The 23022-nt window shown below is 62.4% G+C and carries 27 protein-coding genes and 1 other RNA gene; 9 read left to right on the forward strand and 19 right to left on the reverse strand.

Annotated features, from left to right (window positions below; genetic code table 11):
- Window positions 1-26: 26 nt before the first annotated feature.
- The 6 genes from msrB to AC0NIE_RS06770 all read right to left on the reverse strand — a co-directional run bounded on the left by msrB (window position 27) and on the right by AC0NIE_RS06770 (window position 4480).
- Window positions 27-431 (reverse strand): peptide-methionine (R)-S-oxide reductase MsrB, encoded by a 405-nt coding sequence (gene msrB, locus AC0NIE_RS06745; RefSeq protein WP_473486310.1) that lies wholly within the window; start codon window positions 429-431, stop codon window positions 27-29.
- A gap of 111 nt (window positions 432-542) precedes the next feature.
- Window positions 543-1364, reverse strand: coding sequence for an MBL fold metallo-hydrolase (locus AC0NIE_RS06750; RefSeq protein WP_473486311.1), 822 nt, complete (start codon window positions 1362-1364; stop codon window positions 543-545).
- Window positions 1365-2555 carry a vWA domain-containing protein gene (locus AC0NIE_RS06755; protein WP_473486312.1) on the reverse strand — a complete coding sequence of 397 codons (1191 nt, stop codon included), beginning with the start codon at window positions 2553-2555 and terminating at the stop codon, window positions 1365-1367. It abuts the gene before it with no gap.
- 10 nt (window positions 2556-2565) lie between these two features.
- Entirely contained in the window at window positions 2566-2970 is a 405-nt protein-coding gene (locus AC0NIE_RS06760) for a type II toxin-antitoxin system HicB family antitoxin (protein ID WP_473486313.1), read from the reverse strand.
- Window positions 2971-3016: 46 nt separating this feature from the next.
- Window positions 3017-3463, reverse strand: coding sequence for a GNAT family N-acetyltransferase (locus AC0NIE_RS06765; RefSeq protein ID WP_473486314.1), 447 nt, complete (start codon window positions 3461-3463; stop codon window positions 3017-3019).
- A gap of 177 nt (window positions 3464-3640) precedes the next feature.
- Window positions 3641-4480, reverse strand: a complete 840-nt coding sequence (locus tag AC0NIE_RS06770; protein WP_473486315.1) for an AAA family ATPase — start codon at window positions 4478-4480, stop codon at window positions 3641-3643.
- Between the two features lie 182 nt (window positions 4481-4662).
- Between AC0NIE_RS06770 and ssrS the strand changes: the two genes are divergently transcribed.
- The 4 genes from ssrS to AC0NIE_RS06790 all read left to right on the forward strand — a co-directional run bounded on the left by ssrS (window position 4663) and on the right by AC0NIE_RS06790 (window position 7293).
- A non-coding RNA gene (gene ssrS / locus AC0NIE_RS06775) (6S RNA) lies at window positions 4663-4818 on the forward strand.
- Between the two features lie 140 nt (window positions 4819-4958).
- Entirely contained in the window at window positions 4959-5546 is a 588-nt protein-coding gene (locus AC0NIE_RS06780; RefSeq protein ID WP_473486316.1) for a 5-formyltetrahydrofolate cyclo-ligase, read from the forward strand.
- A gap of 82 nt (window positions 5547-5628) precedes the next feature.
- On the forward strand, window positions 5629-6453 hold the full coding sequence (locus tag AC0NIE_RS06785; protein ID WP_292160016.1) for a TIGR00282 family metallophosphoesterase: 825 nt from the start codon (window positions 5629-5631) through the stop codon (window positions 6451-6453).
- A gap of 72 nt (window positions 6454-6525) precedes the next feature.
- Window positions 6526-7293 carry a TerC family protein gene (locus tag AC0NIE_RS06790; RefSeq protein WP_473486317.1) on the forward strand — a complete coding sequence of 256 codons (768 nt, stop codon included), beginning with the start codon at window positions 6526-6528 and terminating at the stop codon, window positions 7291-7293.
- 294 nt (window positions 7294-7587) lie between these two features.
- Here AC0NIE_RS06790 and AC0NIE_RS06795 read toward each other — a convergent pair whose 3' ends face one another.
- Genes AC0NIE_RS06795 through AC0NIE_RS06805 form a run of 3 tightly spaced genes read right to left on the reverse strand, consistent with a single transcriptional unit; the run spans window position 7588 to window position 8944 of the window.
- The gene (locus AC0NIE_RS06795; protein ID WP_473486318.1) at window positions 7588-8055 is read right to left on the reverse strand and encodes an SRPBCC family protein; all 468 of its coding nucleotides are present in this window, start codon (window positions 8053-8055) and stop codon (window positions 7588-7590) included.
- Window positions 8056-8082: 27 nt separating this feature from the next.
- The gene (locus tag AC0NIE_RS06800; protein WP_473486319.1) at window positions 8083-8445 is read right to left on the reverse strand and encodes a VOC family protein; all 363 of its coding nucleotides are present in this window, start codon (window positions 8443-8445) and stop codon (window positions 8083-8085) included.
- Window positions 8446-8461: 16 nt separating this feature from the next.
- Window positions 8462-8944, reverse strand: a complete 483-nt coding sequence (locus AC0NIE_RS06805; protein ID WP_473486320.1) for an SRPBCC domain-containing protein — start codon at window positions 8942-8944, stop codon at window positions 8462-8464.
- A gap of 51 nt (window positions 8945-8995) precedes the next feature.
- Between AC0NIE_RS06805 and AC0NIE_RS06810 the strand changes: the two genes are divergently transcribed.
- From AC0NIE_RS06810 to AC0NIE_RS06820, 3 genes are all read left to right on the forward strand, one after another.
- Window positions 8996-9319 carry an ArsR/SmtB family transcription factor gene (locus AC0NIE_RS06810; protein ID WP_192360008.1) on the forward strand — a complete coding sequence of 108 codons (324 nt, stop codon included), beginning with the start codon at window positions 8996-8998 and terminating at the stop codon, window positions 9317-9319.
- 224 nt (window positions 9320-9543) lie between these two features.
- Window positions 9544-10293, forward strand: a complete 750-nt coding sequence (locus AC0NIE_RS06815) for a YebC/PmpR family DNA-binding transcriptional regulator (protein ID WP_023800014.1) — start codon at window positions 9544-9546, stop codon at window positions 10291-10293.
- Window positions 10294-10331: 38 nt separating this feature from the next.
- Entirely contained in the window at window positions 10332-10643 is a 312-nt protein-coding gene (locus tag AC0NIE_RS06820; protein ID WP_473486321.1) for an Rdx family protein, read from the forward strand.
- Window positions 10644-10672: 29 nt separating this feature from the next.
- Here the strand turns inward: AC0NIE_RS06820 and AC0NIE_RS06825 are convergent, their stop codons facing one another.
- Window positions 10673-11152: an anthrone oxygenase family protein gene (locus AC0NIE_RS06825; protein WP_473486322.1), complete on the reverse strand. Its 480-nt coding sequence runs from the start codon at window positions 11150-11152 to the stop codon at window positions 10673-10675.
- Between the two features lies 1 nt (window position 11153).
- Window positions 11154-11987: an NAD(P)H-binding protein gene (locus AC0NIE_RS06830; RefSeq protein ID WP_473486323.1), complete on the reverse strand. Its 834-nt coding sequence runs from the start codon at window positions 11985-11987 to the stop codon at window positions 11154-11156.
- Between the two features lie 109 nt (window positions 11988-12096).
- Between AC0NIE_RS06830 and AC0NIE_RS06835 the strand changes: the two genes are divergently transcribed.
- A complete protein-coding gene (locus AC0NIE_RS06835; protein WP_473486324.1) occupies window positions 12097-12738 on the forward strand; it encodes a TetR/AcrR family transcriptional regulator in 642 nt (213 codons plus the stop codon).
- A gap of 68 nt (window positions 12739-12806) precedes the next feature.
- On the opposite strand, the gene rpmE is transcribed toward AC0NIE_RS06835, so the two are convergent.
- Window positions 12807-13028 carry a 50S ribosomal protein L31 gene (rpmE, locus tag AC0NIE_RS06840; protein ID WP_006327661.1) on the reverse strand — a complete coding sequence of 74 codons (222 nt, stop codon included), beginning with the start codon at window positions 13026-13028 and terminating at the stop codon, window positions 12807-12809.
- Window positions 13029-13232: 204 nt separating this feature from the next.
- Here rpmE and AC0NIE_RS06845 point away from each other — a divergent pair, with 204 nt between their 5' ends.
- On the forward strand, window positions 13233-15035 hold the full coding sequence (locus AC0NIE_RS06845; RefSeq protein ID WP_473486325.1) for an ABC transporter transmembrane domain-containing protein: 1803 nt from the start codon (window positions 13233-13235) through the stop codon (window positions 15033-15035).
- A 15-nt stretch (window positions 15036-15050) separates the two neighbouring features.
- On the opposite strand, the gene AC0NIE_RS06850 is transcribed toward AC0NIE_RS06845, so the two are convergent.
- The 7 genes from AC0NIE_RS06850 to AC0NIE_RS06880 all read right to left on the reverse strand — a co-directional run bounded on the left by AC0NIE_RS06850 (window position 15051) and on the right by AC0NIE_RS06880 (window position 22999).
- Window positions 15051-15740, reverse strand: a complete 690-nt coding sequence (locus tag AC0NIE_RS06850) for a hypothetical protein (protein ID WP_473486326.1) — start codon at window positions 15738-15740, stop codon at window positions 15051-15053.
- Window positions 15692-16954 carry a DUF3857 domain-containing protein gene (locus AC0NIE_RS06855; RefSeq protein WP_473486327.1) on the reverse strand — a complete coding sequence of 421 codons (1263 nt, stop codon included), beginning with the start codon at window positions 16952-16954 and terminating at the stop codon, window positions 15692-15694. The genes AC0NIE_RS06850 and AC0NIE_RS06855 overlap by 49 nt, the downstream gene beginning before the upstream one ends.
- Before the next feature lie 274 nt (window positions 16955-17228).
- On the reverse strand, window positions 17229-18713 hold the full coding sequence (locus AC0NIE_RS06860; protein WP_473486328.1) for a carboxypeptidase M32: 1485 nt from the start codon (window positions 18711-18713) through the stop codon (window positions 17229-17231).
- Window positions 18714-19224: 511 nt separating this feature from the next.
- Window positions 19225-20256, reverse strand: coding sequence for a peptidoglycan -binding protein (locus AC0NIE_RS06865; RefSeq protein WP_473486329.1), 1032 nt, complete (start codon window positions 20254-20256; stop codon window positions 19225-19227).
- A gap of 1 nt (window position 20257) precedes the next feature.
- A complete protein-coding gene (locus tag AC0NIE_RS06870; protein WP_473486330.1) occupies window positions 20258-21283 on the reverse strand; it encodes a MotA/TolQ/ExbB proton channel family protein in 1026 nt (341 codons plus the stop codon).
- 119 nt (window positions 21284-21402) lie between these two features.
- Window positions 21403-22095: a PAQR family membrane homeostasis protein TrhA gene (trhA, locus tag AC0NIE_RS06875; protein ID WP_473486331.1), complete on the reverse strand. Its 693-nt coding sequence runs from the start codon at window positions 22093-22095 to the stop codon at window positions 21403-21405.
- A 103-nt stretch (window positions 22096-22198) separates the two neighbouring features.
- On the reverse strand, window positions 22199-22999 hold the full coding sequence (locus tag AC0NIE_RS06880) for an inositol monophosphatase family protein (RefSeq protein ID WP_473486332.1): 801 nt from the start codon (window positions 22997-22999) through the stop codon (window positions 22199-22201).
- Window positions 23000-23022: the final 23 nt, after the last annotated feature.

Consider the following 23022-nt stretch of genomic DNA (forward strand, 5'->3'; position numbering starts at 1 on the left):
CGACAAAGGACGGCCGAAGCCGCCAGTCAGGCGGCCGGCTCGAATTTCAGCGCGACGCCGTTGATGCAGTAGCGCAGGCCGGTCGGCGGCGGGCCGTCCTCGAAGACGTGGCCGAGATGGCTGCCGCAGCGGGCGCAGTGGCATTCGGTGCGGACCATACCGTAGCTGCGGTCGACGGTTGTCTCGACCGAACCGGGCACCGGGTCGTTGAAGCTCGGCCAGCCGGTGCCGCTCTCGAACTTCAGCTTGGATTCGAACAAAGGCTGGTCGCAGCCGACGCAGGAAAAGGTGCCGGCGCGCTTCTCGTGGAGCAGGGCGCAGCTGCCCGGCCGCTCGGTGCCGTGGTTGCGCATCACCGCATATTGCTCCGGCGTCAGCCGGGCGCGCCATTCGGCATCGGTGCGGGTGACTGGGTAGGTTTGACTATCCATTTTTTGCCTCTTAGTTCATGCCGCTATTTGGGGTTGTCTTCCCAAGTTCGCCTAAAATAGGCATTTGTTACGGCGTTTGCCGGTATTTCCGATACTGCCGCGAAGAATTCCTCAGGCGATCGCCGCGAGATACCGCGCAACCGACCCTGCAAATACCGTCTTTGCATCTCCGAGGACGTTCTGGTTCCACCATGCGCCGTAGATATGGTCGAACGCGAAAGGCTCTAGCGCAGCCTCGATGCCGAGCACTTTCGCCGCATTGAGCGGGATGTAGTTCGGGTAGCTGTACATAAAGCTGACATGGCGGCGCGTTGGGGTCACCTGCAAGATGTCGCCGGCCAGGATGGCGTCGCCGCCGTCGCGCTTCCAGTGCAGCACCTGGCCCCCGGCAAAGTGACCGCCGCAACGGATAAGTGTCAGCGAGGGGTTTAGGGCGCGCGTCTCGCCCTCCCAACTGATAACAGCCGGATGCGGCCGCATGATCCACTTGCGGTCATCGGCGTGCAGATAGATCGGCACATCGCCAAACGCTTCGCTCCACTCGACCATTGCCGAATAATAATGGCAGTGCGAAATGGCGATCGCGGTGAGGCCGCCCCGTCGGTTGATTTCGGCCACCGCCTCGCTGCTGACCATCGAGATGCAGTCCCACAGCACATTGCCGTGCGGGGTTTGCGCCAGCAGCGCCCGCTGACCGATGGCGAAGCGCGGCTCGATGCCGAAGGCGAGCACGCCAGCGTCGTCTTTCATTACGATCCGATGCCTGGCGGCGAGCTCTTCCGGCGTGATCCAGGCCTGGCCCTCCCAGCGCACATATTGCCGCTCGTCCTCGCAGATCGGGCAATGTTGCGGCGGCGTCGCTGCCGCCGCGAACTGGACGCCACATTGCAGGCAGAGGAAACAGGTCGGCCGTCCTGTTTTGCGTGAATCCATTCAGTGCTTCCTTGAAAGTTGCTTCGTCGCGGCTTCGAGCCCGGCGAGCGTCAGCGGAAACATGCGGCCGCCAAAGATATCGCGGATCATGGCGATCGAATGAGCATAGCCCCAGTGTTTCTCATTTTCCGGGTTGAGCCACACCGCGCCCGGCCATTGCTGCAGCAGACGGCCGAGCCAGACGAGGCCGGCCTCCGGATTCCAGTGCTCGACCGAGCCGCCGGGATGCGCGATCTCATAGGGGCTCATCGAGGCATCGCCGACGACGATCACCTTGTAGTCCGGACCGTATTTGTGGAGCAGATCGAAGGTCGGGATTACCTCCGCATGGCGACGGCGATTGTCCTTCCATACGCCCTCGTAGAGGCAGTTATGGAAGTAAAAATATTCGAGCTGGCGGAATTCGGCGCGGGCGGCCGAAAACAGCTCCTCGACGCTTCTGATGTGATCGTCCATCGAGCCGCCGACATCAAAAAACATCAGCAGCTTCACGGCATTGCGCCGCTCGGGCCGTGTCTGCACGTCGAGATAGCCATGTTCGGCCGTGGCGTGAATGGTGCCGGGCAGGTCGAACTCCTCCTCGGCGCCTTCGCGCACCCAACGGCGCAAACGCTTCAGCGCGATCTTGATGTTGCGGGTGCCGAGCTCGACGGCATCGTCGAAATTCCTGAACTCGCGCTTGTCCCAGACTTTCACCGCACGGCGGTTGCGGCTTTCGTGCTGGCCGATGCGAACGCCTTCGGGATTGTAGCCATAGGCGCCGAAGGGTGAGGTGCCGCCGGTGCCGATCCATTTCGACCCGCCCTGGTGGCGGCCCTTCTGTTCCTCCAGCCGCTTTTCCAGCGTTTCCATCAGCTTTTCGAAACCGCCCAGGGCCTCGACCAGCTTTTTCTCTTCTTCGGTCAGGTGCTTTTCGGCAAGCCGCCGCAGCCATTCCTCCGGGATGTTTTCGACGTCGACCGGGTTTTCGCCAGCCAGCGCCTCAACGCCCTTGAAAATGTGTGAAAAGACCTGGTCAAAACGGTCGATGTGGCGCTCATCCTTCACCAGTGCTGAGCGGGCAAGATAGTAAAACCCCTCGACGTCATAGTCGACCAGCCCTGCCTCCAGCCCGTCCAGCAGCGACAGATATTCTCGGAGCGAGACCGGAACCCGCGCAGCCTTCAGTTCGAGGAAGAAGGGGATGAACATGGTCCGACTTTTATCTGTGCCCTTCAATCTTCTCCCGTGCGGCGCTGGCGATGAAGGCGGAACGCGTGAGGCCGCGTCGGCTCGCTTCGGCATCGATTGCCGCCAAAAGGCCTGCGTCGAGCGACAGATTGGCCCGGACAGGCCGTCCGGAATCGATCAGCACGGGAATCATCACGGCAGATTCGCCGGCAGCGCTATCGATTTCGCCCAGTCTGAGCATATCTGCCACCGTGCGCGAGCCGGGCAAGGGCAAGTGCTTCGCCATCCGTGCCTCAGCCCATTCACGAACGGCGGAGGTCGCATCGGCTATCGCGTCCTCGGGACTTGCGCCACCGCCGTGACATCCGGGAAGCTCGGGCACCCGCACTCCCCAGACATCATCTGCGCCGTCAAGAATTCCGACATAGTGAATCATGATTTGTCCTCAAATCCATCTGGCAGGCCGGGCGATCGACCGTTCATCACATCAAATCATATTCGATGAAGCCGGTCCTGCGCGCCACGTGATCGTAGAGCTTGCGCGCGGTGGTGTTGGTCTCGTGCGTCATCCAGTAGACATTCCTGACGCCGATCTTGCCGGCTTCCTGCTTGACCGCCTCGATCAGTGCGGCGCCGACGCCCTTGCCGCGCACATCCGGGTCGGCGAACAGGTCCTGCAGATAGCAGTTGTTTTTTTCGGACCAGCAGGAGCGATGGTAGAGGTAATGGGTGAGGCCGACCGCCTTGCCGTCCAGGGTGGCGATGAACCCCTTTGGTTCGAACTCACCCGCCGTGAACAGCCGCTTCCAGGTGACGGCGTAGACGTCTTCCGGCAGCTTGGTTTCGTAAAAGGTGAGGTAGGCAGTCCACAGACGCTGCCAGTCGGCGTGGTCGGATTGTGCCAGTGGGCGGACGGTGATCTCGGTCATTTCGTTTCCTTCCGAAGCTTCGGGCCAAGCTGCCTCGTTGCCCGGCTGGCGGCAACGGTCCAGCAACGGGAAAGCGCTGTCCGCCGCCGCATGCCCGGCCCTCCGCTATGGCTCCGGGCGTTCGTCGCTCGAAAAGCCAAATCGTTGGCTTTTCGTCGGCCTTTGGCCGACCGCTCCTCACCCCTGCCTTCTCGCCAAGAATGCCAGGCGCTCGAACAGATGGACGTCCTGTTCGTTCTTCAAAAGCGCGCCGTGCAGCTTGGGCAGCGCGTTCTTCGGGTCGGCGCGCAGATCCTCGGGCGCGATGTCGTCGGCGACCAACAGGCGGATCCAGTCGAGTGCCTCGGAGGTCGACGGCTTCTTTTTCAGACCCGGCACGTCGCGGATCTCGTAGAACTGGGTCAGTGCGGCGCGCACCAGGTTCTGCTTGATGCCGGGATAGTGCACGTCGACAATCCTGTGCAGCGTCTCGACATCGGGAAAGCGGATATAGTGGAAGAAGCAGCGGCGCAGGAAAGCGTCCGGCAGTTCCTTCTCGTTGTTGGAGGTGATGATGACGATGGGGCGCACAGCGGCGCGGACCGTTTCGCCGGTCTCGTAGACGAAGAACTCCATCCTATCGAGTTCCTGCAACAGATCGTTGGGGAATTCGATATCGGCCTTGTCGATCTCGTCGATCAGAAGCACGACCTTCTTGCCGGCGGCGAAGGCGTCCCACAGCTTGCCGCGTTTGATGTAGTTCCTGATGTCGTTGAAGCGCTCGTCGCCGAGCTGGCTGTCGCGCAGCCGCGAGACGGCATCATACTCGTAGAGGCCCTGCTGCGCCCTTGTCGTCGACTTGACGTGCCATTCGATCAGCTCGAGGCCGAGCGCGGCCGACACTTGCCTGGCCAGTTCGGTCTTGCCGGTGCCGGGCTCGCCCTTAACCAGCAATGGCCGCTCGAGCGCGATCGCCGCATTGACCGCCACCATCAGATCCTTGTCGGCGACATAGGCCGCCGTGCCTTCGAAACGCATTTTTGCTCCTCGGTTTTTCATGACAACCGTAAGGAGACGGCCCAGCCTGTGCAAGGCGCCGCGGCGAGGGCGCGGTGAAACCTCGTGCTGCGCAGCTGCAAGGCAGGACCTTGTGACGAATTAAGCCACGGAGCATGCCCGTCTCTCTGGCGCTTGGCCGATCGCCAGCCTATATTGGTCGTGACGGTCTGCGCTTCCCGGCAGGAGAACATTTTCCCCGGGGCCTTAATGATCCCTAGGGAGCTGTCCCTGGGAAGACCCGTGGGTTTTCTCATACGGCGCCCACCTACTTTGTAGGTTCCCGGGATCGCTCTCTCCACCGGTTGTGTGGATCGTCACTCGACGCAAAGGCCATATTTGGTGGATTTTGTCGTCGCTCCGCTTTTGTGCGGTGCTCACGAACGAAAAGTTCGCTCCGCTCCTCCAAAACGTCGCTCCTAAAACTCCATCCAAATCTGACCTTTTCTACCTTGGCGACATGACCTCTCCCAAAGAGCTGAAAAAAAAATTGCGACGCGAAGCACTCCGGCGCCGCGATGCGCTCGATCCGTTCTGGCGTGTGGAAGCAGCGCTCGAAATGGCCGAGGCGGCGCGGGACAGCATTGCGATAGAGCCGGGCCAGATCGTCTCCGCCTTCTGGCCGATGCGCTCGGAAGTCGACGTCCGGCCGCTGATGTTCGCCTTGCGCGAAAAGGGAGCAAGGCTTTGCCTGCCGGCGATTCTCGACAAGACCACCATCGTCTTTCGCGAACTGGTGCGCGGCGCACCGATGATCGACATGGGGTTCGGCACCGTCGGGCCGCATGAAGAGGCCGAGGTGCTCGATCCCCAAGTGATGCTGGTGCCGCTTGCCGCCTTCGATGCACGAGGCCACCGGATCGGCTATGGCGCCGGTTATTACGACCGCGCGATCGTGCGGCTGGTCGACAAGGGGCAGCCGCCCAGGCTGATCGGCATTGCTTTCGAGTGCCAGGAGGTGGCGCTGGTGCCGGACGAGCCGCATGACGTGATCATTCCGGAAATACTCACCGAGAGCGGGTTGCGCCGGTTCGCGCCGAAATTGTAGATAAGTTCCTGGACGCATGGTCTTTTCCGAAAGTCATGCAGCTTTCTTGCTTTGCTGACCTTCGGTTCGGGATCATGTTTATATGAGACTTCTCTTCCTCGGCGATATGGTCGGCAAGACAGGACGCACGGCGGTGTGGGAACAACTGCCCGGCCTGATCTCGGATTTCAAACTCGACTTCGTTATCGTCAACGGCGAGAACGCCGCCGGCGGCTTCGGCATCACCGAAGAGATCTTTCGCGAGACGATCTCGGCGGGCGCCGATGTCGTCACCACCGGCAACCATGTCTGGGACCAGCGCGATGCGCTGGCTTTCGCGCCGCGCGAGGAACGGTTCCTGCGTCCGTCCAATTTCCCCAAGGGCACGCCGGGGCGGGGCTCCGGCGTTTACATCGCCAGGAACGGCGCGCGCGTTCTGGTCGCCAACATCATGGGCCGGGTGTTCATGCATCCCGAACTCGACGATCCGTTCCAGGCCGGCGAGCGCGAGCTTGCCGCCTGCCCGCTCGGCGAGCAGGCCGATGCGGTGGTCATCGATTTCCATGCCGAGGCGACCTCTGAAAAAATGTGCTTTGCGCATTTCGTCGACGGCCGCGCCAGCCTGGTCGTCGGCACCCACACGCACCAGCCGACCGGCGACCACCAGATCCTCAATGGCGGCACCGGCTATATCTCCGACGCGGGCATGTGCGGCGACTACGATTCTTCGCTCGGCATGGACAAGGAGGAGCCGCTCAACCGGTTTCTGTCGAAGGTGCCGAAAGGGCGCTTCGAGGCGGCGACCGGCCCGGCGACATTGTGCGGCGTCGGCGTCGACATTTCGGATCGCAGCGGCCTGACCGAGCGGATTGCGCCGTTTCGTCGCGGACCGCGGCTGGAGGAAACGGCGCCATCGTTCTGGTCATGACATTGATGTAAGCGATTGTACTACCTAATTGCCGGCTACGCCTGCTTCAGATCGTAAGAGGGGACGACCTCCATGCAGCTCATCGAATTCCTGGCGCCGCATTTCGCCTTTGTCTCCGATCCGACCGCATGGGTAGCGTTGCTGACGCTGATTGTGCTGGAGGTCGTGCTCGGCATCGACAATCTGATCTTCATCTCGATCCTGACCAACAAATTGCCGGAGGCACAAAGGGCCCGCGCCCGGCGGCTCGGCATTTCTGCCGCGCTGATCATGCGGCTGGTTCTGCTTGCCACCATCTCGATCATCGTCCAGTTGACGGCGCCGGTATTCACTGCCTTCGGCCATGGCTTTTCCTGGCGCGATCTGATCCTGATCGCCGGCGGCCTGTTCCTCGTCTGGAAGGCGACCAAGGAGATCCACCACACGGTCGATCTCGAGGATCACCAGGACACGATGATGGGCGACACGCTGCAGCTTTCGCTGGCCGGCGCTATCTTCCAGATCCTGCTGCTCGACCTCGTCTTTTCGATCGATTCGATCATCACCGCGGTCGGCATGACCGACGAGATCGCCATCATGTACATCGCCGTGATCGTGGCGGTCAGCGTGATGATGCTGGCGGCCGGGCCGCTCGCCAATTTCATCGCCAAGAACCCCAGCATTGTCATGCTGGCGCTGAGTTTCCTGCTGATGATCGGCATGACGCTGATCGCCGACGGCATGGGCTTCCATGTGCCGAAGGGCTACATCTACGCCGCCATGGGGTTTTCTGCGCTGGTCGAGGGCCTCAACATGCTGGCGCGACGTCGGAGAAGGGCAAAGGCGGGCGCGGGGCACTGAGGTTGGCGGAACGAAGCGACGGCGCGAAGGCCTGAGCTCTGCCTCAATTGTCGCGGCCATGCAGAACCTTTGAGACGTCGGAGGGACAGCCCCCTCTGTCCTGCCGGACATCTCCCCCGCAAGGAGGGAGATTGGCAGCTTTAGCGCTCCGCTCGTCCTGCAGCGTTGGAGACTGGCGAAAGCCGAAGTGATATCCAATCCCCCCCTTGCGGGTCCCCTCATCGGGGAGATGTCCGGCAGGACAGAGGAGGGTGGGAAGGATCGCTGCAGAATGGCTTTTGGCACCCGAAGACCTTAGTCGGTCGGCACGCCCTTCGGATGACGGTCGCCGATCAGGCCAAGCGTCAGGCCTTGCTCCAGCCAGGCCTTGGCGCCGGCGAGCACCAGCGCGAAGCCATCGGTCGAGCCGATCGCCTGCTTGACCTGCTCGTCGGCACTGCCGGCAAAACCGAAATTGCGAACCTCGACAAAGGTCGTGCCGCCCGGCAGCTCGGTAAAGGTCCAGACCACCGTTGTCGGCGGATCGCTCCATTGCATGACGATTTTGTCGTCCCGGACGATCTCGCTGACCGTGACCGGCGTCGAGACGCCATACGTGCGCCATTCCCAGCGAACCTCGTTGCCGCTGTCCAACCTGTCGCTGCCATGGGTGAACCAGAATTTCGTCGTGATCGCCGGATCGACGATGGCTTCGAACACTTCTGCGACCGGCCGCCGGATCAGCATGCCGGCTTCGGCGGTCGGTGTCTCACGGATGTCCATATCGTCCTCCTTCCGAACAGGTCTCCGTCACCATGCGTCGGGTTCGCGCACCAGGTGAATGATGTTGGCCGGATTGGTGATCCAGCCGCCACGAAAACCTTCGCCGAGCGCCTCGATGGCGTCGCAGCGCACGACGCCGGCCTTGGCGAGATGATCGGCGGCGGCCGGAAAATCATCGGTGAACAGCTCCAGCCAGACCTCGGCCTGGCTCAGCATCGGCGCCTCGTCGATCCACAGGCGATTGGGACCGAGTTCGAAACCGATCGCCGGCGCCTTGGCCGTGAACGACTTCAGGCCGACGACATTGCGGTAGAAGGCGATCGTCTCCTGGTATTGGTGTGGCGGCACCTTCATGGCGATGTTGATGCCGCCGTTGATCTTCGCAGCCATTCTTTCCTCCGCCTTCTCAGATATTGTCTTCGCTCGCCGGCTCGCCCTTCATCTCGCTGCGATAGTAGCCGTGGCGCAAATTGATCCCGTATTCGACATAGGCCTTCATGCAGGCCAGCATCTGCGACCAGCCCTCGCAATTGAGGTAGGATTTCTTCAGACCGACCGCGTCCTCGTGCCAGCCGGCCTCGGCGATGGTGACGAAGGTGCCGCCGTCGTCCAGCGGCTCGAAATTCATCTCGATGCGCGTCTTGTAGGCCGGCTTGCCGTCGGCGTCGGTGGCGTCCCAGCGCAACACGATGCGGTTGTCTTTCTCCACCTCGTCGACCTCGACCGGGACCTTGCCCCACCAGACGACCTTGGCGCCGGCCACCAGCGGCGCACTGGCGCCGCCGATTGTGGTGAAATAGCCGCTGAGTTTGTTCGGGTTGACGACCGCGTCGAAAACTTCGGCGACCGGTTTGCCGATGCGGCCCGAAACTCTGAATCCAAGAGACATATCCACAGCTCCTTCCTTGATCGGATCGATATTATGTTATAAAAATATAACATGTCAAGCAAAGCGCAGGACGACAATGTTTTCAAGGCGCTGGCGCATCCGCGCCGGCGTGCGCTGCTGGACGAGTTGAAAGACGCGCCGCGGACCACCGGCATGCTGTGCGATGCCTTTCCTGACATGGACCGCTGCACCGTCATGCTGCATCTGAAAGTGCTGGAGGAAGCCGACCTGGTGGTGGCGCGGCGCGAGGGGCGCGAACGCTGGAACCATCTCAATGCGCTGCCGATCAAGCAGATCCACGACCGCTGGATCAGCCAGTACGCCACGCATGCGATCAGCATTCTCGACCAGCTGAAATCCGATCTGGAGGGGTGAAATGGCCGAGGAATACACCTGGCGGGTACGTTGCCGCACCATCCTTACGGCGCGGCTGGACGAATTGAGCCGATTTATCTATAAGCCGGCCATTCCGAGATAGAGCGCCGTACGTCCGTCCGGACGCACCAGGGACGTTCTGAAATTTGACTTCGAGCATTATGGCAAAAGGCGAGGTGATTACCTCGCTGCAGGATGCTCTAGCCGAAGACGACAGGGGTGCCATGGCTGGCCATTCACAGTTCAAGAACATCATGCACCGCAAGGGTCGCCAGGACGCGGTGCGGTCGAAAATGTTTTCCAAGCTGGCGCGCGAAATAACCGTCGCCGCCAAGAGCGGCACGCCGGATCCGTCGATGAATCCGCGTCTGCGTCTTGCCGTGCAGAACGCCAAAGCGGTGTCGATGCCGAAGGACAACATCCAGCGCGCCATCAACAAGGCGTCGATGGGCGACGCCGAGACTTACGAAGCTGTGCGCTACGAAGGCTACGGGCCGGGTGGCGTTGCGCTGATCGTCGAGGCGCTGACCGACAACCGCAACCGCTCGGCGTCGAATGTGCGTGCCGCCTTCACCAAGGCCGGTGGGGCAATGGGCGAAACCGGCTCGGTGTCGTTCATGTGGGACCGTGTCGGCGAGATCTTCTATCCGGCGTCAGTCGGCAGCGCCGAAAAGGTCATGGACGCGGCGATCGAGGCCGGGGCCGACGACGTCCAGTCGGACGAGGAAGGCCACACGATCTATTGCGCTTTCGAGAACCTCGGCGAGGTGTCGAAGGCGCTGGAAGGCGCGCTCGGCGAGGCTGAATCGGTGAAGCCGATCTGGAAGCCGCAGACCAACATTGCGGTCGACGAGGAGCGGGCACAGTCGCTGATGAAGCTGGTCGCTACGCTCGAGGACGATGATGACGTGCAGAGCGTCTACGCCAATTTCGAGGTCGACGACGAGACCATGGCGAAACTCAGCGCGGCATGAGCAAGGCTCAGCCCGGCATGAGCGGAGCTCAGTCCGACATGAGAGAACAAGCGCTGCCCCGGGTCCGCATCACCTATTGCACGCAGTGCCAGTGGCTGCTGCGGGCCGGCTGGATGGCGCAGGAGCTGCTGTCGACCTTCGCAACGGATCTGGGCGAGGTCACGCTGGTGCCGGGCACCGGCGGCATTTTCACCATTTCCTGCAACGACACGCTGGTCTGGGACCGCAAGCGCGACGGCGGCTTTCCCGATGCCGCAAAGCTCAAGCAACTGGTTCGTGACGTGATCGATCCGGATCGAGACCTCGGCCATGCCGACCGCAAGGGGCATCAGTCAAAAGACCCTGCCTGACGCAAGGTCTTTTAGATTTCTGCCCTCATTCACCGCCACGCCACAATGAAGCAGCCCAGTGCGGCGATGGCCGTGATGGTGCGGACGTGGTTCCACATCACCCAGTCCCTGAGATAGGTGGCCCACACAGCGGCGCCGTTGGCGCTCGCCGGATCGACGGCAGCCAGAGCGTTGTTGAGCGGCACGTTGAAGATCATCGTCACGATCAGGTTGCCGACGAGATAGATCAGGGCGCCGGCGAGAAGCCAGAACGAGCCCGGTTGGCCCCATCCGATGACAGCGCCGGCGGCGAGGACGAGGCAGACCAGCCCGGTGCCGAAAAGCGCGGTCATGAACATCGGCGTCACCGCAGTGACGTTGATCGAATTCATGGCGGCGATGCCGCCCGCGGCAGGCATGCGGGCGAGGCCCGGCATGACGAAGCTGGAAAACGCGAAGAAGACACCAGCGACGACGCCCGAGCCGAGCGCGGCGACGAAGGTGAGGGTGGGAAGCAGTTTCATGATCATGTCAGTCACTCCAGATGCCCGTAGCGGCGGTTTCGGTTGCATAGGCGGAAAAGTCCTTTGGGGCGCGGCCGAGCACGCGCTCGACGCCGTCGGTCAGCGCCTCGTTGCGGCCGTCGAGCACCTCGGTGAACAACTCGTTGAGCAGCCAGGCGAACTCGGCCGGCAACTCGTACCCGGCCACAGCTGCGGTGAACTCGGCATGCGAAATCCTGATAAAGCGGATGTCGCGGCCGGCCGCCTTGCCGATCTCGGCGACCGCCTCGGCGAAGCTCAGCAGCCGTGGCCCGGTCAGTTCGTAAAGCTGGCCGATATGGCCTTGCCGGGTAAGCACCGTCACGGCGGCGTCGGCAATGTCGTCGGCGTCGACGAACGGTTCACCGACATTGCCGACCGGCAAAGCCACCTCACCGGCGAGCAGCGAATCGAGCAGAAAACTCTCGCTAAAATTTTGGGAGAACCAGGCGCAGCGCAGGATCGTCCAGTCGGCGCCTGAGGCTTTCAGCATCGCTTCGGCGCGTTGCGCTTCCGTTTCGCCGCGCCCCGACAGCAGCACCAGCCGGCGCACACCGCTTGCCACGGCAAGGTTGGCGAAGGCGCCGACCGCTTCGGCCGCACCGGGCACCGCAAGATCAGGATAGTAGCTGATGTAGACGGCGCCGACACCGTCAAGCGCGGGGGCCCAGGTCGCTTCGTTTTCCCAGTCGAAGGCCGGCGTGCCGGAGCGCGAGCCGATCCGTACCGGCAAGCCCCGCGCCGTCAGCCTGTCCGCGAGACGACGGCCGGTTTTGCCGGTGCCGCCGAGGATCAAAATCGGTTTCCTTGCAGTTTCGATCATGGTGATTTCCTTTGCTAAAACATGAGTAGTCCTCATATTTGCAAAACGTGATAAACCCTCGTATTTTGTGAGTCAAGCCAATTTGTCGATCATTCGCCGGGAGACAGTGATGGAAGGCTCGACCGTAGCGGGTTCACAGGATGGCCAGATCGCATCGCCGCGCCGAGCGCCAAGCCAGCAGCGCAGCCGCGAGCGGGTCGAGCGGATGCTGGCCGCCGCTTCCGCGCTGATCGCCGAGCAAGGCAGCGACGCCATGCGCATGGGCGAGGTGGCGGAACGGGCCGCCGTGTCGATCGGTTCGCTCTACCAGTTCTTCCCGGACAAGCGGGCAATCATCTGGGCACTAGCCGAGCGTTACACCGCCGAAAGCCAGGCCTGCATCGCGGCAGCACTTGCCGAGGTCAGCGACGCCGAAGGGCTGCGGCGGGCGTTTTCCGGGCTGGTGGATATCTATTACGGACGGTTCCTGGCGGAGCCGGTGATGCGCGACATCTGGTCGGGCACGCAGGCCGACAAGGCGCTGCGCGAACTCGAGCTCGCCGACAGCCGTGCCAACGCCGAATTCCTCACCGCCGTGCTGAAGCGGCTGCGACCCGCCGCCGATCCGGCGACGCTCGAAACGACGGCGCTTCTCATCTGGCAGATGGGCGAGGCCACCATGCGGCTGGCGATCTCGGTCGGTCGAAGGGAAGGCGACGACCTGGTCGCCGCCTATAAGCGCATGGCGCTGCGCGAACTGGTTGGCGAATAGGGCCGCATTTGCCAACAAAAAAACCCGCCACGAGGGCGGGTTCTTCTGATCCGAAAAAGGCCTGCGGCTTAGAGGCCGAAACCTTCGAAACGCTTCTTGAACTTCGACAGGCGGCCGCCGCGGTCGAGCAGGGTCTGCTGGCCGCCGGTCCAGGCCGGATGGGTGGTCGGGTCGATGTCGAGGTTCATCGTATCGCCTTCCTTGCCCCAGGTCGAACGGGTCATGTATTCGGTGCCGTCGGTCATGACGACCTTGATGGTGTGGTAGTCGGGATGGATGTCGGTCTTCATTGTGCTATTCCTGGTTCGCCGGCGCTGCTGACGGGCATAAAGCCTGCGTCGATGCGCCCCTTTTTAAAACTCGAAGCCGCAGCTATTGAGGAGCCACGGCTTTTAAAAACGGTCGGCGAGCCTATACATCAGCCGGAATTGAATCACAAGGCCGCGGTAAGCGCATATTGAAGCGCATGCCCAGAAGAGCCAGAGGAAACGGTCATGGCGCACACCAGCGGCGATGCAGACGAGCGCAGGCGCTCGCTCAAGCCGCTGCGGCGCCTGTTCCCCTACATCACCCGCTACCGGAAAATGGTCATTGGCGCGGTCGTCTCGCTGACCATTGCTGCGGCGACGACGCTGGCGCTGCCGCTGGCCGTGCGGCGGATGATCGATCACGGCTTTTCCGCCTCCAATTCCAGTTTCATCGCCGAGTACTTCGCCATGCTGGTGGTGATGGCTGCCTTGCTCGCTGCGGCGTCAGCCAGCCGCTACTATTTCGTCATCACGCTGGGCGAGCGCGTCGTCGCCGACATCCGCAGCGACGTGTTCCGCCATGTCACGACGCTGTCGCCATCCTTCTTCGATACCGCCCAGTCGGGCGAGATCGTCTCGCGGCTCGCCGCCGACACGACGCAGGTCAAGTCGGCGGTCGGCGCCACCGCATCGGTGGCGCTGCGCAACGTCATCCTGGGTCTCGGCGCCGTGGCGATGATGGTCTTCACCAGCCCGAAGCTGTCGGGTCTTGTCATCGCCGCCATCCCGGTGATCGTGCTGCCGCTGGTCGCCTTCGGCCGCTCGGTGCGGCGCAAATCGCGGCTGGCGCAGGACACGCTGGCCGACGCCACGGCCTATGCCAGCGAGCAGATCGGCGCGGTGCGCACGCTGCAGGCCTTCACCAACGAGAAGCTCGTCACCGGGCATTTTTCATCTGCCGTAGAAGCCGCGTTCGAGGCGGCGCGATCTTCGATCTTTGCCCGCTCCTTCCTCACCTTCTTCGCCATCTTCATGATCTTTTCCTCGGTGGTGGCGGTGCTTTGGTTCGGCTCGCGCGACGTGCTCGACGGCACGCTGTCGCCGGGCACGCTCGGCCAGTTCCTGCTCTATTCGGTGTTCGCCGCCGGCGCGCTCGGCGCGCTGTCGGAAGTATGGGGCGAGCTTTCCCAGGCGGCGGGTGCTGCCGAACGGCTGACCGAGATCCTGGCCGAGAAGCCCGCGATCCAGGCCCCAGCGCATCCGAAACAGCTGCCGGCGACGGCCAGAGGCGCAATAAGTTTCGACGACGTGTCCTTCTCCTATCCCGCTGGGCCCGACCGCGCCGCCGTCCACGGTCTGAGTTTCCAGGTCAAGCCCGGCGAGACGGTGGCGATCGTCGGCCCGTCGGGCGCCGGCAAGAGCACCGTCTTTTCGCTGCTTCTGCGCTTCTACGACCCCGAGACCGGCAAGATCATGATCGACGGCGTCAATGTGCGCGAGGCCGACCCTGCCGCGATCCGGGAGCGCATCGCCATCGTGCCGCAGGATGTCACCATCTTCGCGGCCAGCGCGCGCGACAATATCAGCTTCGGCCGTCCGGACGCCAGCGACGCCGAGATCGAGGCGGCGGCCAAGGATGCGCTTGCCGACGAGTTCATCCTGAAGCTCGAAAAAGGCTATGCCAGCCAGGTCGGCGAGCGCGGCGTGACGCTGTCCGGCGGCCAGCGCCAGCGCGTGGCGATTGCCCGCGCGATTCTGCGCGATGCGCCGATCCTTCTGCTCGACGAGGCAACCTCGGCACTGGACGCCGAAAGCGAGACGCTGGTGCAGACGGCGCTGGAGCGGCTGATGCAGGACCGCACCACGATCGTCATCGCCCACCGGCTGGCGACGGTACTGAAGGCCGACCGGATCCTGGTCATGGATGGCGGCTGCATCGTCGAGGAAGGCACCCACCAGAGCCTCGTTGGCAAGGGCGGCATCTATGCGCGGCTGGCCAAGCTGCAGTTCGAAACCGGGGCGAATGCTTTCAAGGGTGCCGCGGAGTAGGCCTTTCCACTGGCGTCAGTTCGCTTCGGCGTCCGAATAGGCGAAATTGTAGATCCAAGCCGAGTTGTCGTTGATCTTCTTGAGGGATTTCAAATAGGGGCCGATGCTCTTGGCGGGAACCTGACCGTTGATGGTCTTGAGAAACCAGTCGACCTGAAATTCGGTGGAGGTGCTCGTCCAACGAGCCTTGAATGCAACGTAGGGCGTAATCACGTCGTCATTGTCCTCGGGGCCCACGAAGTGGGCCTTCAGATTTCTGACCGTGCACCGGTGTCGTCGAAAGATCGGGCTGCCTAGCCAGATTGGCGCGCTCCTTTCGAGGAGGTCGGGCTCCGGCAGATATCTGATGCCGACATCCGATTTCAGAGCAAATTCCTTGGCGAGGTTATCGGCGTCGAGATCGTCTGCCGACAGATCGTAGGATTCGGTTACCGACACCAGATTCTTGTCGCGGCTGTCGTTCGTCACCAACGGCCCCAGGCTTTTCATCCCGGGATACTGGCGATTGTAATATTTGAGATAGTCGTCCGCGATCTTTGCCGCCGATTGCGAGACAAGCTTATAGCGCATGCTATCGGCATCCGCGCCCCAATAGGTAGTGGTAACCGTCAGTTTGAGCGGCTCGCCCTTGCGTTTGGGAAAATCGAATACCTCGTTCACAAAGGTGGTCGGCTGGTAGAGCTCGTTTCGGTCGATCTCTTCCATCCCCACGTTGTCGGCGGCAATGGGCAGCGCAAAGCCGTAGTCGGGCGGCACAAGATTATCTGCCTGCCTCCCTGAAGATAGTTGGTCGCGTCGATCCAGTACTTCTGGCTGTCGATGACGACCTTTACGATGATGTGGTCAAACGCCCTTATCGTCGGAAGTATCGTGGCGAGAGCAAGCCCTTCATCAACATCCGTGAGAGCCACGTCCGCCTGGATTCCCAGTCGCCGCAGGCTGGAGGCGAGAAGCAGCGCCTTGTCCTTGCAATCGCCGAAGCCGCTTGCCACCACTGTCGTCGGGCTGCGCGGGATATAGGAACCACGGCCCATGGACAGGCTGACATAGCGGATGGTGTCCTGGACCAACCGCATTGCCTCGATCATCCTGTCTTCGGGCGCATCGTAGTTGGCGGCAATGGCATCGAGCTTCGATGCGAACTCTGCCGGCAGTTCCTGGTCCAGCCGATAATACGGAAGAACCGTGTCGACGATATCCTGCCAATTCGATGTCGAGGAGATTTCGATGGATGGATATGTGCGAAAGTCCGGCGGCAGATATTCCTGCGATTTCACCGGAGTCGGGTTGGCGCTTTGCCAAAGATAGGTGGAAGTTTCTCCCGTGGACTCGACATCCGGGCGCATGTCCGTCCTGACCTGTCGGAAATTCAGGGGCTGCACGGTTGGCCACGTCACTCTTTCGCGGATCAGAGCGATTGGTTCGTCCCAAGCCACGGCAAAGGAATGGAAAAGAAGATCCGTGCCGATGATCGGAGTCCTGACCGTGGTCTTGCCATAGTCGACGATGTCTCCGACCCGGACATCGTTGATGTTGACGTAAGCGGTAAGCCAACCATCGAAGAGGCCCTTCTCCGCATCCCTCTCGCGCCGAAACACGTCGAACTCAGCATCGGAAAGGTGCTTGATCACCACGCCGTCACGAATGATGTCGATCCAGTTCACGGTGACCTCGGACGTCGCAGGATCGAATTCAAAACTTATGGCAGCGCCGCGTTCCAGGCCAGTGCGGTCGACGATCTTGTAGGCATAGCGGTCGAAGATCTCCAATCCGCCAGGGCGCTTCCGGATCTGAAAATCCGACAGCAGGTTGGATATGCCGTTCTTGATCTGGCTGTCGAATTGCGGATCGGCCGTGGGAAGCGCGACTTGCTCGATCCAGTTGCCAAGGCTGCCCTTGTGCACGTTCGTACCGGCCATGGCCGGCCAGCAGACCGTGCAAATGACAATCAATACAGTGAGTCTTGCCAATACAGTGAGTCTGGCGACCACTGTTGTCGCCGCCTGAAAGTGCCCTGCCCGTCCCATCCCCTGTACGCCCCGCCAGATTACAGTCGAACACCATTAGTGATGGAAAAGTAAATTGCGTCCTGCAAGGCAGGGTGGTTTGGCGGGGACCGAGAACGGCGGATCATGCGGTATCTCTGGAGAACACCAATGATCGGTCAGGCGGGACGGGTCGGAGGGGGCGGCCCTAGGCGCCGTAGCGCTTCTTCAGGTGATCGGTGAAATGTGCGGCGTTCAGTTTCTCGCCGGTGGCGCGTTCGAGCAGTTCGGGCGTCGACCAGCGCGAGCCTTGCGACCAGATCTTTTCACGGCGCCAGTCGTTGATCGCCGCGAAATTCCCCTTGGCGAGGTCTTCGTCGGCGGAGGGATGATCTCTGGTCAGCGCCGCCCATTGCTGCGCCGCCATCATGGCGCCCAGCGTGTAGGAGGGGAAATAGCCGAAGGCGGCACCCGGCCAGTGCACGTCCTGCATCGGCCCGTCGGCCGGGTTGTCGATGGTCGACAGGCCGAGATAGTCGCGCATATTGGCGTCCCAGGCCTCGGGCAGGTCGGCCGCCTCCAGCCGCCCCGAGACAAGCTCCTGCTCCAGCTCGAAGCGCAGGATGACGTGCAGCGGATAGGTGACCTCGTCGGCGTCGACGCGGATCAGACCGCGCTCGACCCGATGCACATGCGGCAGGATGTCGTCGATCGACCAGATCTCGCCGAGGTGCCGTTCGACCACAGGCAGCGCCCAGCGCCAGAATTCGAGATTGCGGCCGATCTGCTTTTCGACGAACAGGCTCTGGCTTTCATGCACGGCCATCCCGCGCGCCTTGCCGAGCGGCCAGTGCGCCCACGCCTTCGGCAGGTTCTGTTCGTAAAGCGCATGGCCGGTCTCGTGCAGCACGCCCATCAGCGCCGACAGGAAATCGGAGGTCCTGTAGCGGGTGGTGATGCGCACGTCGCTCGGCACGCCGCCGCAGAACGGATGATGTGATACTGACAGCGAGCCGTGGGTGAGGTCGAAGCCGACCGCCGCCATCATGGTGAGGCCAAGCTCGCGCTGCTTTTCGATCGCATAGCTGCCCGAAAGCGGCTTCAGCGGATGTTTCGCCAGCCGCTCTTCCTGCACGGCCAGTGCCTCCGGCACGAAATCCCTTAGGAAGGTCTTCAGCTCGGCGAAGACCGGCGTGATGTCGGCGGCGCGGTTGCCGGGATCGTATTGCTCCATCAGCGCGTCATAGGGATCGAGGCCGAGCACGTCGGCGCGAAGTGCTGCTTCCTCGCGCACCAGCGCCACGACGCCTTCGAGCGCCGGCAAAAAACCTGCCCAGTCATTCTTTGCACGCAAGTCGCGCCACAACTGCTCGGAGCGCATGCGCGCGGTCGTTTGACGCTCGACGAATTCGACCGGCAGACAGGTCAGGTTGGTGTATTGCCGCCGGAACTCCTTGACCGCTGCCTGCTGTTCTTCGTTCAGCGTTTCCTGTTCGGCGGCTGCGATCCAGTCGGCGATCTCCGGCGCTGTCGCTCTGGCGTGATGCATGCCGGCCAGCGCCGACATCGCCTCGGCGCGCTTTTCGCCGCCGCCGACGGCCATGTGGGTCGCCTCGTCGGCGCCGAGAATGGCGAGCGCATGCTCCAGTGCTTCGAGCTTGTGGCCGAGGTCGTCGAGTTTTTGAAAGGACATGGCGGGTTCCGCTGAATCTGAACGGCGGGAAAAGATACCAATGCGTAGGCATTGGCAACCCTGAAGGCCGTCGGCGATAGGCACATTGGTTTCCAGTACTTTGGCTGGGCCATGACCCGAAAATCGGAATCGATTTTGGGGAGGTTCATGCGGGGATTTGCTGCGCGGGCCTTCGGTGCGGAACGGATCTTGCGCAAAAATCAAAAGGATCATGCGCAAGATCAAACCGCGGCGCTGTCTAGATGATTTCAGCGGCTTGGATATTTTGGGCCGTAGCCGTTGAGAGACCTGAGTGCGCAAGCCATGCGCTTCGTCCGGCTTGATCCGATTCGCCTGCATGGCGGCTCGGATTCCGGTATCCACGCTCTGTATCTGTTTGTCCAAGCTGCCTCACGCGAAGCGGCGCAGGCGCCAGCAAACGGAACGGTGATGAGAAATGTGGCGAGCGTTGCGGTCCTGCTAGCCCGCATTGCCGCCGTAATCCGGGCGTTCGCCTTGAGGCCAGCCCGGATCAGCGCTCGGTCAGTTTCAGCTCGATGCGGCGGTTCTTGTTGCGCGCGTCTTCGGTGTCGGCGGGGTCGAGCGGCTGGAATTCGCCGAAGCCGGCCGCAACCAGCCGGTTGGCCGGCACGCCGTTTTCGATCAGGAACTTCACCACCGAGGTCGAGCGCGCCGTCGAAAGTTCCCAATTGTCGCGGTAACGGCCGGTGCCCGACAGCGGCTTGTCGTCGGTGTGGCCGTCGACGCGCAGCACCCAGTTGATCTCCGGCGGGATCTCCTTCTGCAGGTCGATGATGGCTCCGGCGAGCTTCTTCATCTCGACCTTGCCGGCGTCGTTGATCACTTCGGAGCCTGTCGGGAAAAGCACTTCCGACTGGAAGACGAAGCGGTCGCCGACGATGCGGATGTTCTCGCGGTCGGCGAGGATTTCGCGCAGGCGCCCGAAGAAGTCGGACCGATAGCGGTTCAGTTCCTGCACCCGTTGGGCCAGCGCGACGTTCAGGCGGCGGCCGAGGTCGGCGATCTTGGTGTTGGACTCGCGGTCGCGCGCTTCGGACACGTTGAGCGCTTCTTCGAGCGCTCCGATCTGCCTGCGCAGCGCCGCGATCTGCTGGTTGAGGATTTCGACCTGGCTCAGCGCCTGCTGGCTGATCTGGCGCTGGTTGTCGAGTTCACCCGAAAGCGCGGTGGCGCGCTGGTTGGCCGCGTCGCCGGCACCGGCGCCTTGCGCCAGCAATTGCTCAAGCCTGCTCTTTTCCGCCTCCGACGCCGACAGCGACGCCTGCAAATTGGCGAGCGAATCTTCCTTGTCCTGTGTCGTCGAGCGCTCCAGCGCCAGAAGCTGGGTCAGTTCGTTGATCTGCAAATTGAGGCGATTGAGTACCGTGTCCTTGCCGGAGATTTCGCGGCCGAGCAGGAACTGCGCCAGCACGAAGACCGTGAGCAGGAACATGATCGCCAGCAGCAACGTCGACAGCGCGTCGACGAAGCCCGGCCAGTAATCGATACGGCGATCGGTACGCCGGCTCCTGGCGAGAGCCATGCTAATGGACTCCAGTCTTCTTCAGGGCGTCGGCGATCTTCTCCAGCGTATTGCGCATCGCCTTCTGCTCGTCCGACTGGGCCTCGACCCAGTCGCGCATGATCTGCTGCTCCGAGCGCATGTTCTTGACCAGGCCCGAAATGCCGTCGGCAAGGTTGGCCATGGCGGTGGCGACACGCGGATTGGCGCCGCCGCCATTCTCCTGCATGCTGCGCAGTCTTTCCGACAGGACGCGGATCTCGTCGGAGGATTCGGTCTTGGCCGGTTCGGCGACAACGATATCGGACGACAGGTCGGTGACCGAGGACAGCCAGTTTTCGAGCTCGGTGTAGAAGCGTGTCTGGGCGCGGCCAGCCTGCAGGTCGAGGAAGCCGAGCACCAGGGAACCGGACAGGCCAAACAGCGAGGACGAGAAGGCAGTGCCCATGCCGGCCAGCGGCGCGGAAAGCCCCTGCTTCAGAGATTCGAGCACGGCGGCGGCATCGCCGCTGCCGGGATCGAGCGACTCGATGGTTTCGCGGATCGAGCCGATCGTGTTGAGCAGGCCCCAGAAGGTGCCGAGCAGGCCAAGGAACACCAGCAGCCCGACAAGGTATCGCGAGGTATCGCGGCTTTCGTCGAGGCGGGTGGCGATCGAATCGAGCATGGTGCGCATCGAACTGGTCGAGAAGGCGATCGTCGACGAGCGGCCGATCATCGCCTTCATCGGCGCCAGTAGCACCGGTTCGGTGGTTTCGGAGCCGGCCCGAAAGGAGTTGACCCAGCGCACTTCGCGAAATAGCCGGCCGACCTGCACGAAGGCCAGCAGGATGCCGACCACAAGCACGCCGATGATCAGGCCGTTGAGACCGGGATTGGTGGTGAAGGCGCTCGAGATCTGACGGGTCAGGATGGCGGCGATGAAAGCGACGATCATCAGGAAGATGACCATGGTCAGGAGAAAGACCTGCGGGCTCGACAATTTGTGCGGATCGTACATCAGCACGTCGGAGCGTCTGCCCATGCCGAAGGATTTGAGAAAAGCCATCCGTGCCCCGTTTCCGATGCCGCTGCCGCTGCCGCCAATTCACGTTTGACGGCGACTCTAAACGCAATTGTGACCAAATTGAATGGCGCTTGGCAATATTGCCAACCGGACCATTGGCGTCAGAGTCGGTTGATGACCAGGCAGTCGACCATGGCGGCCAGATGCAGGCCGGCGCCGGTGACGACAAAGCCGTGCCACAGCGCATTGTGGAAGCGCAGGCCCTTCCAGGCGAAGAAGATGACGCCGCAGGAATAGACGATGCCGCCGGCCACGATCAGCGCGATCGATGTCGTCGGCAATGTCTGGACGAGCGGTTCGACAAGAACGATGCCGCTCCAGCCGATGGCGAGATAGAAGACGATCGCCAGCCGGTCGAAGCGACCGGGAAGAAGCACTTTGATGGCGATGCCGATCGCTGCCGCGACCCAGACCAGGACGATCATCGAGATGGCCAGCGGCGAGCCGTCGAGCTGGGCGAGGAAAGGCGTGTAGGTCGCGGCGATCAGCAGATAGATCGCGGCATGGTCGAAGCGCCGCAATATCCACTTGGCTGGCGACGACACCGGCCACAGATTATAGGCCAGCGACACCGACAGTACGGTGAGCAGCGAAACCACGTAGAAAGCGGCGGCGATATATTCACCCGGACCGGCATGGAAGGCGGCCAGCGCCAGCAGCGCCGAGCCGGCGGCAATGGCGAGCACGATGCCCACCGCATGGACGATGCCGTCGGCGATCGTTTCAGCGCGCGAATAGTGCCAGCGTCCCATGAAGGGGATTTCGATCTGGGATTCGGGGCCGATGTGCGTCATGAATGATCCTGCATCCCTTATCTGGGCGGATGCCGGACAGTATTTCAAGCTTTGGTTGCGGTTTTGCGACTGCGGCGGTTCAGCGCGCCAAGCACGCTAGAGCCTAGCGCGGCGTCACCGGCTTCCTGACGGTCTTCAACAGCGCACGCTGGATGATCTCGTTGCCGGCGACGATCGAGCCGCCATCCAGCATGTTCTGCCCGCCGGCGAAGTCGGAGATGAAGCCGCCCGCCTCGCGGATCAGCAGGATGCCGGCGGCGACGTCCCAGGCCGACAGGCCGGTTTCCCAGAACCCGTCCATGCGGCCGGCAGCGACGTAGGCGAGATCGAGCGAGGCGGAGCCGAGGCGGCGCACGCCCGAGACTTCGGCCATCACGTTGCGCAGCTCGACCAGGAAATTGCCATGCTGGCCGCGGCCGAGATGCGGCACGCCGCAGCCGATCACCGTGTCGATCAGCTTGGTGCGGCCGGCGACCCGCAGCCGGCGGTCGTTCATGAAGGCGCCGCCGCCGCGCTCGGCGGTGTAGAGTTCGTCCATCGCCGGATTGTAGACGACACCGGCGACGATCTGGCCCTGGCGCTCCAGCGCGATCGAGATGGCGAAGAGCGGAATGCCGTGTAGGAAATTGGTGGTGCCGTCGAGCGGGTCGACGATCCAGCGGTGCTGCCCGTCGTTGCCTTCGATCAGGCCGCGCTCCTCCATCAGGAAGGCGTAGCCCGGCCGCGCCTTCGACAGTTCGGTGAAAAGGATCTCTTCGGCCTTGCGGTCGGCCTGGCTGACATAGTCGCCCGGGCCCTTCATCGAGACCTGCAGGTTCTGAACTTCGCCGAAATCGCGCGACAGCGAGCGGCCGGCCTTCATGGCGGCCTGGACCATTACATTGAGGATCGCGGAACGCGCCATTGTATTTCTTCCTGCTGCGCTTC

The sequence above is a fragment of the Mesorhizobium sp. WSM4842 genome, assembly GCF_055901575.1.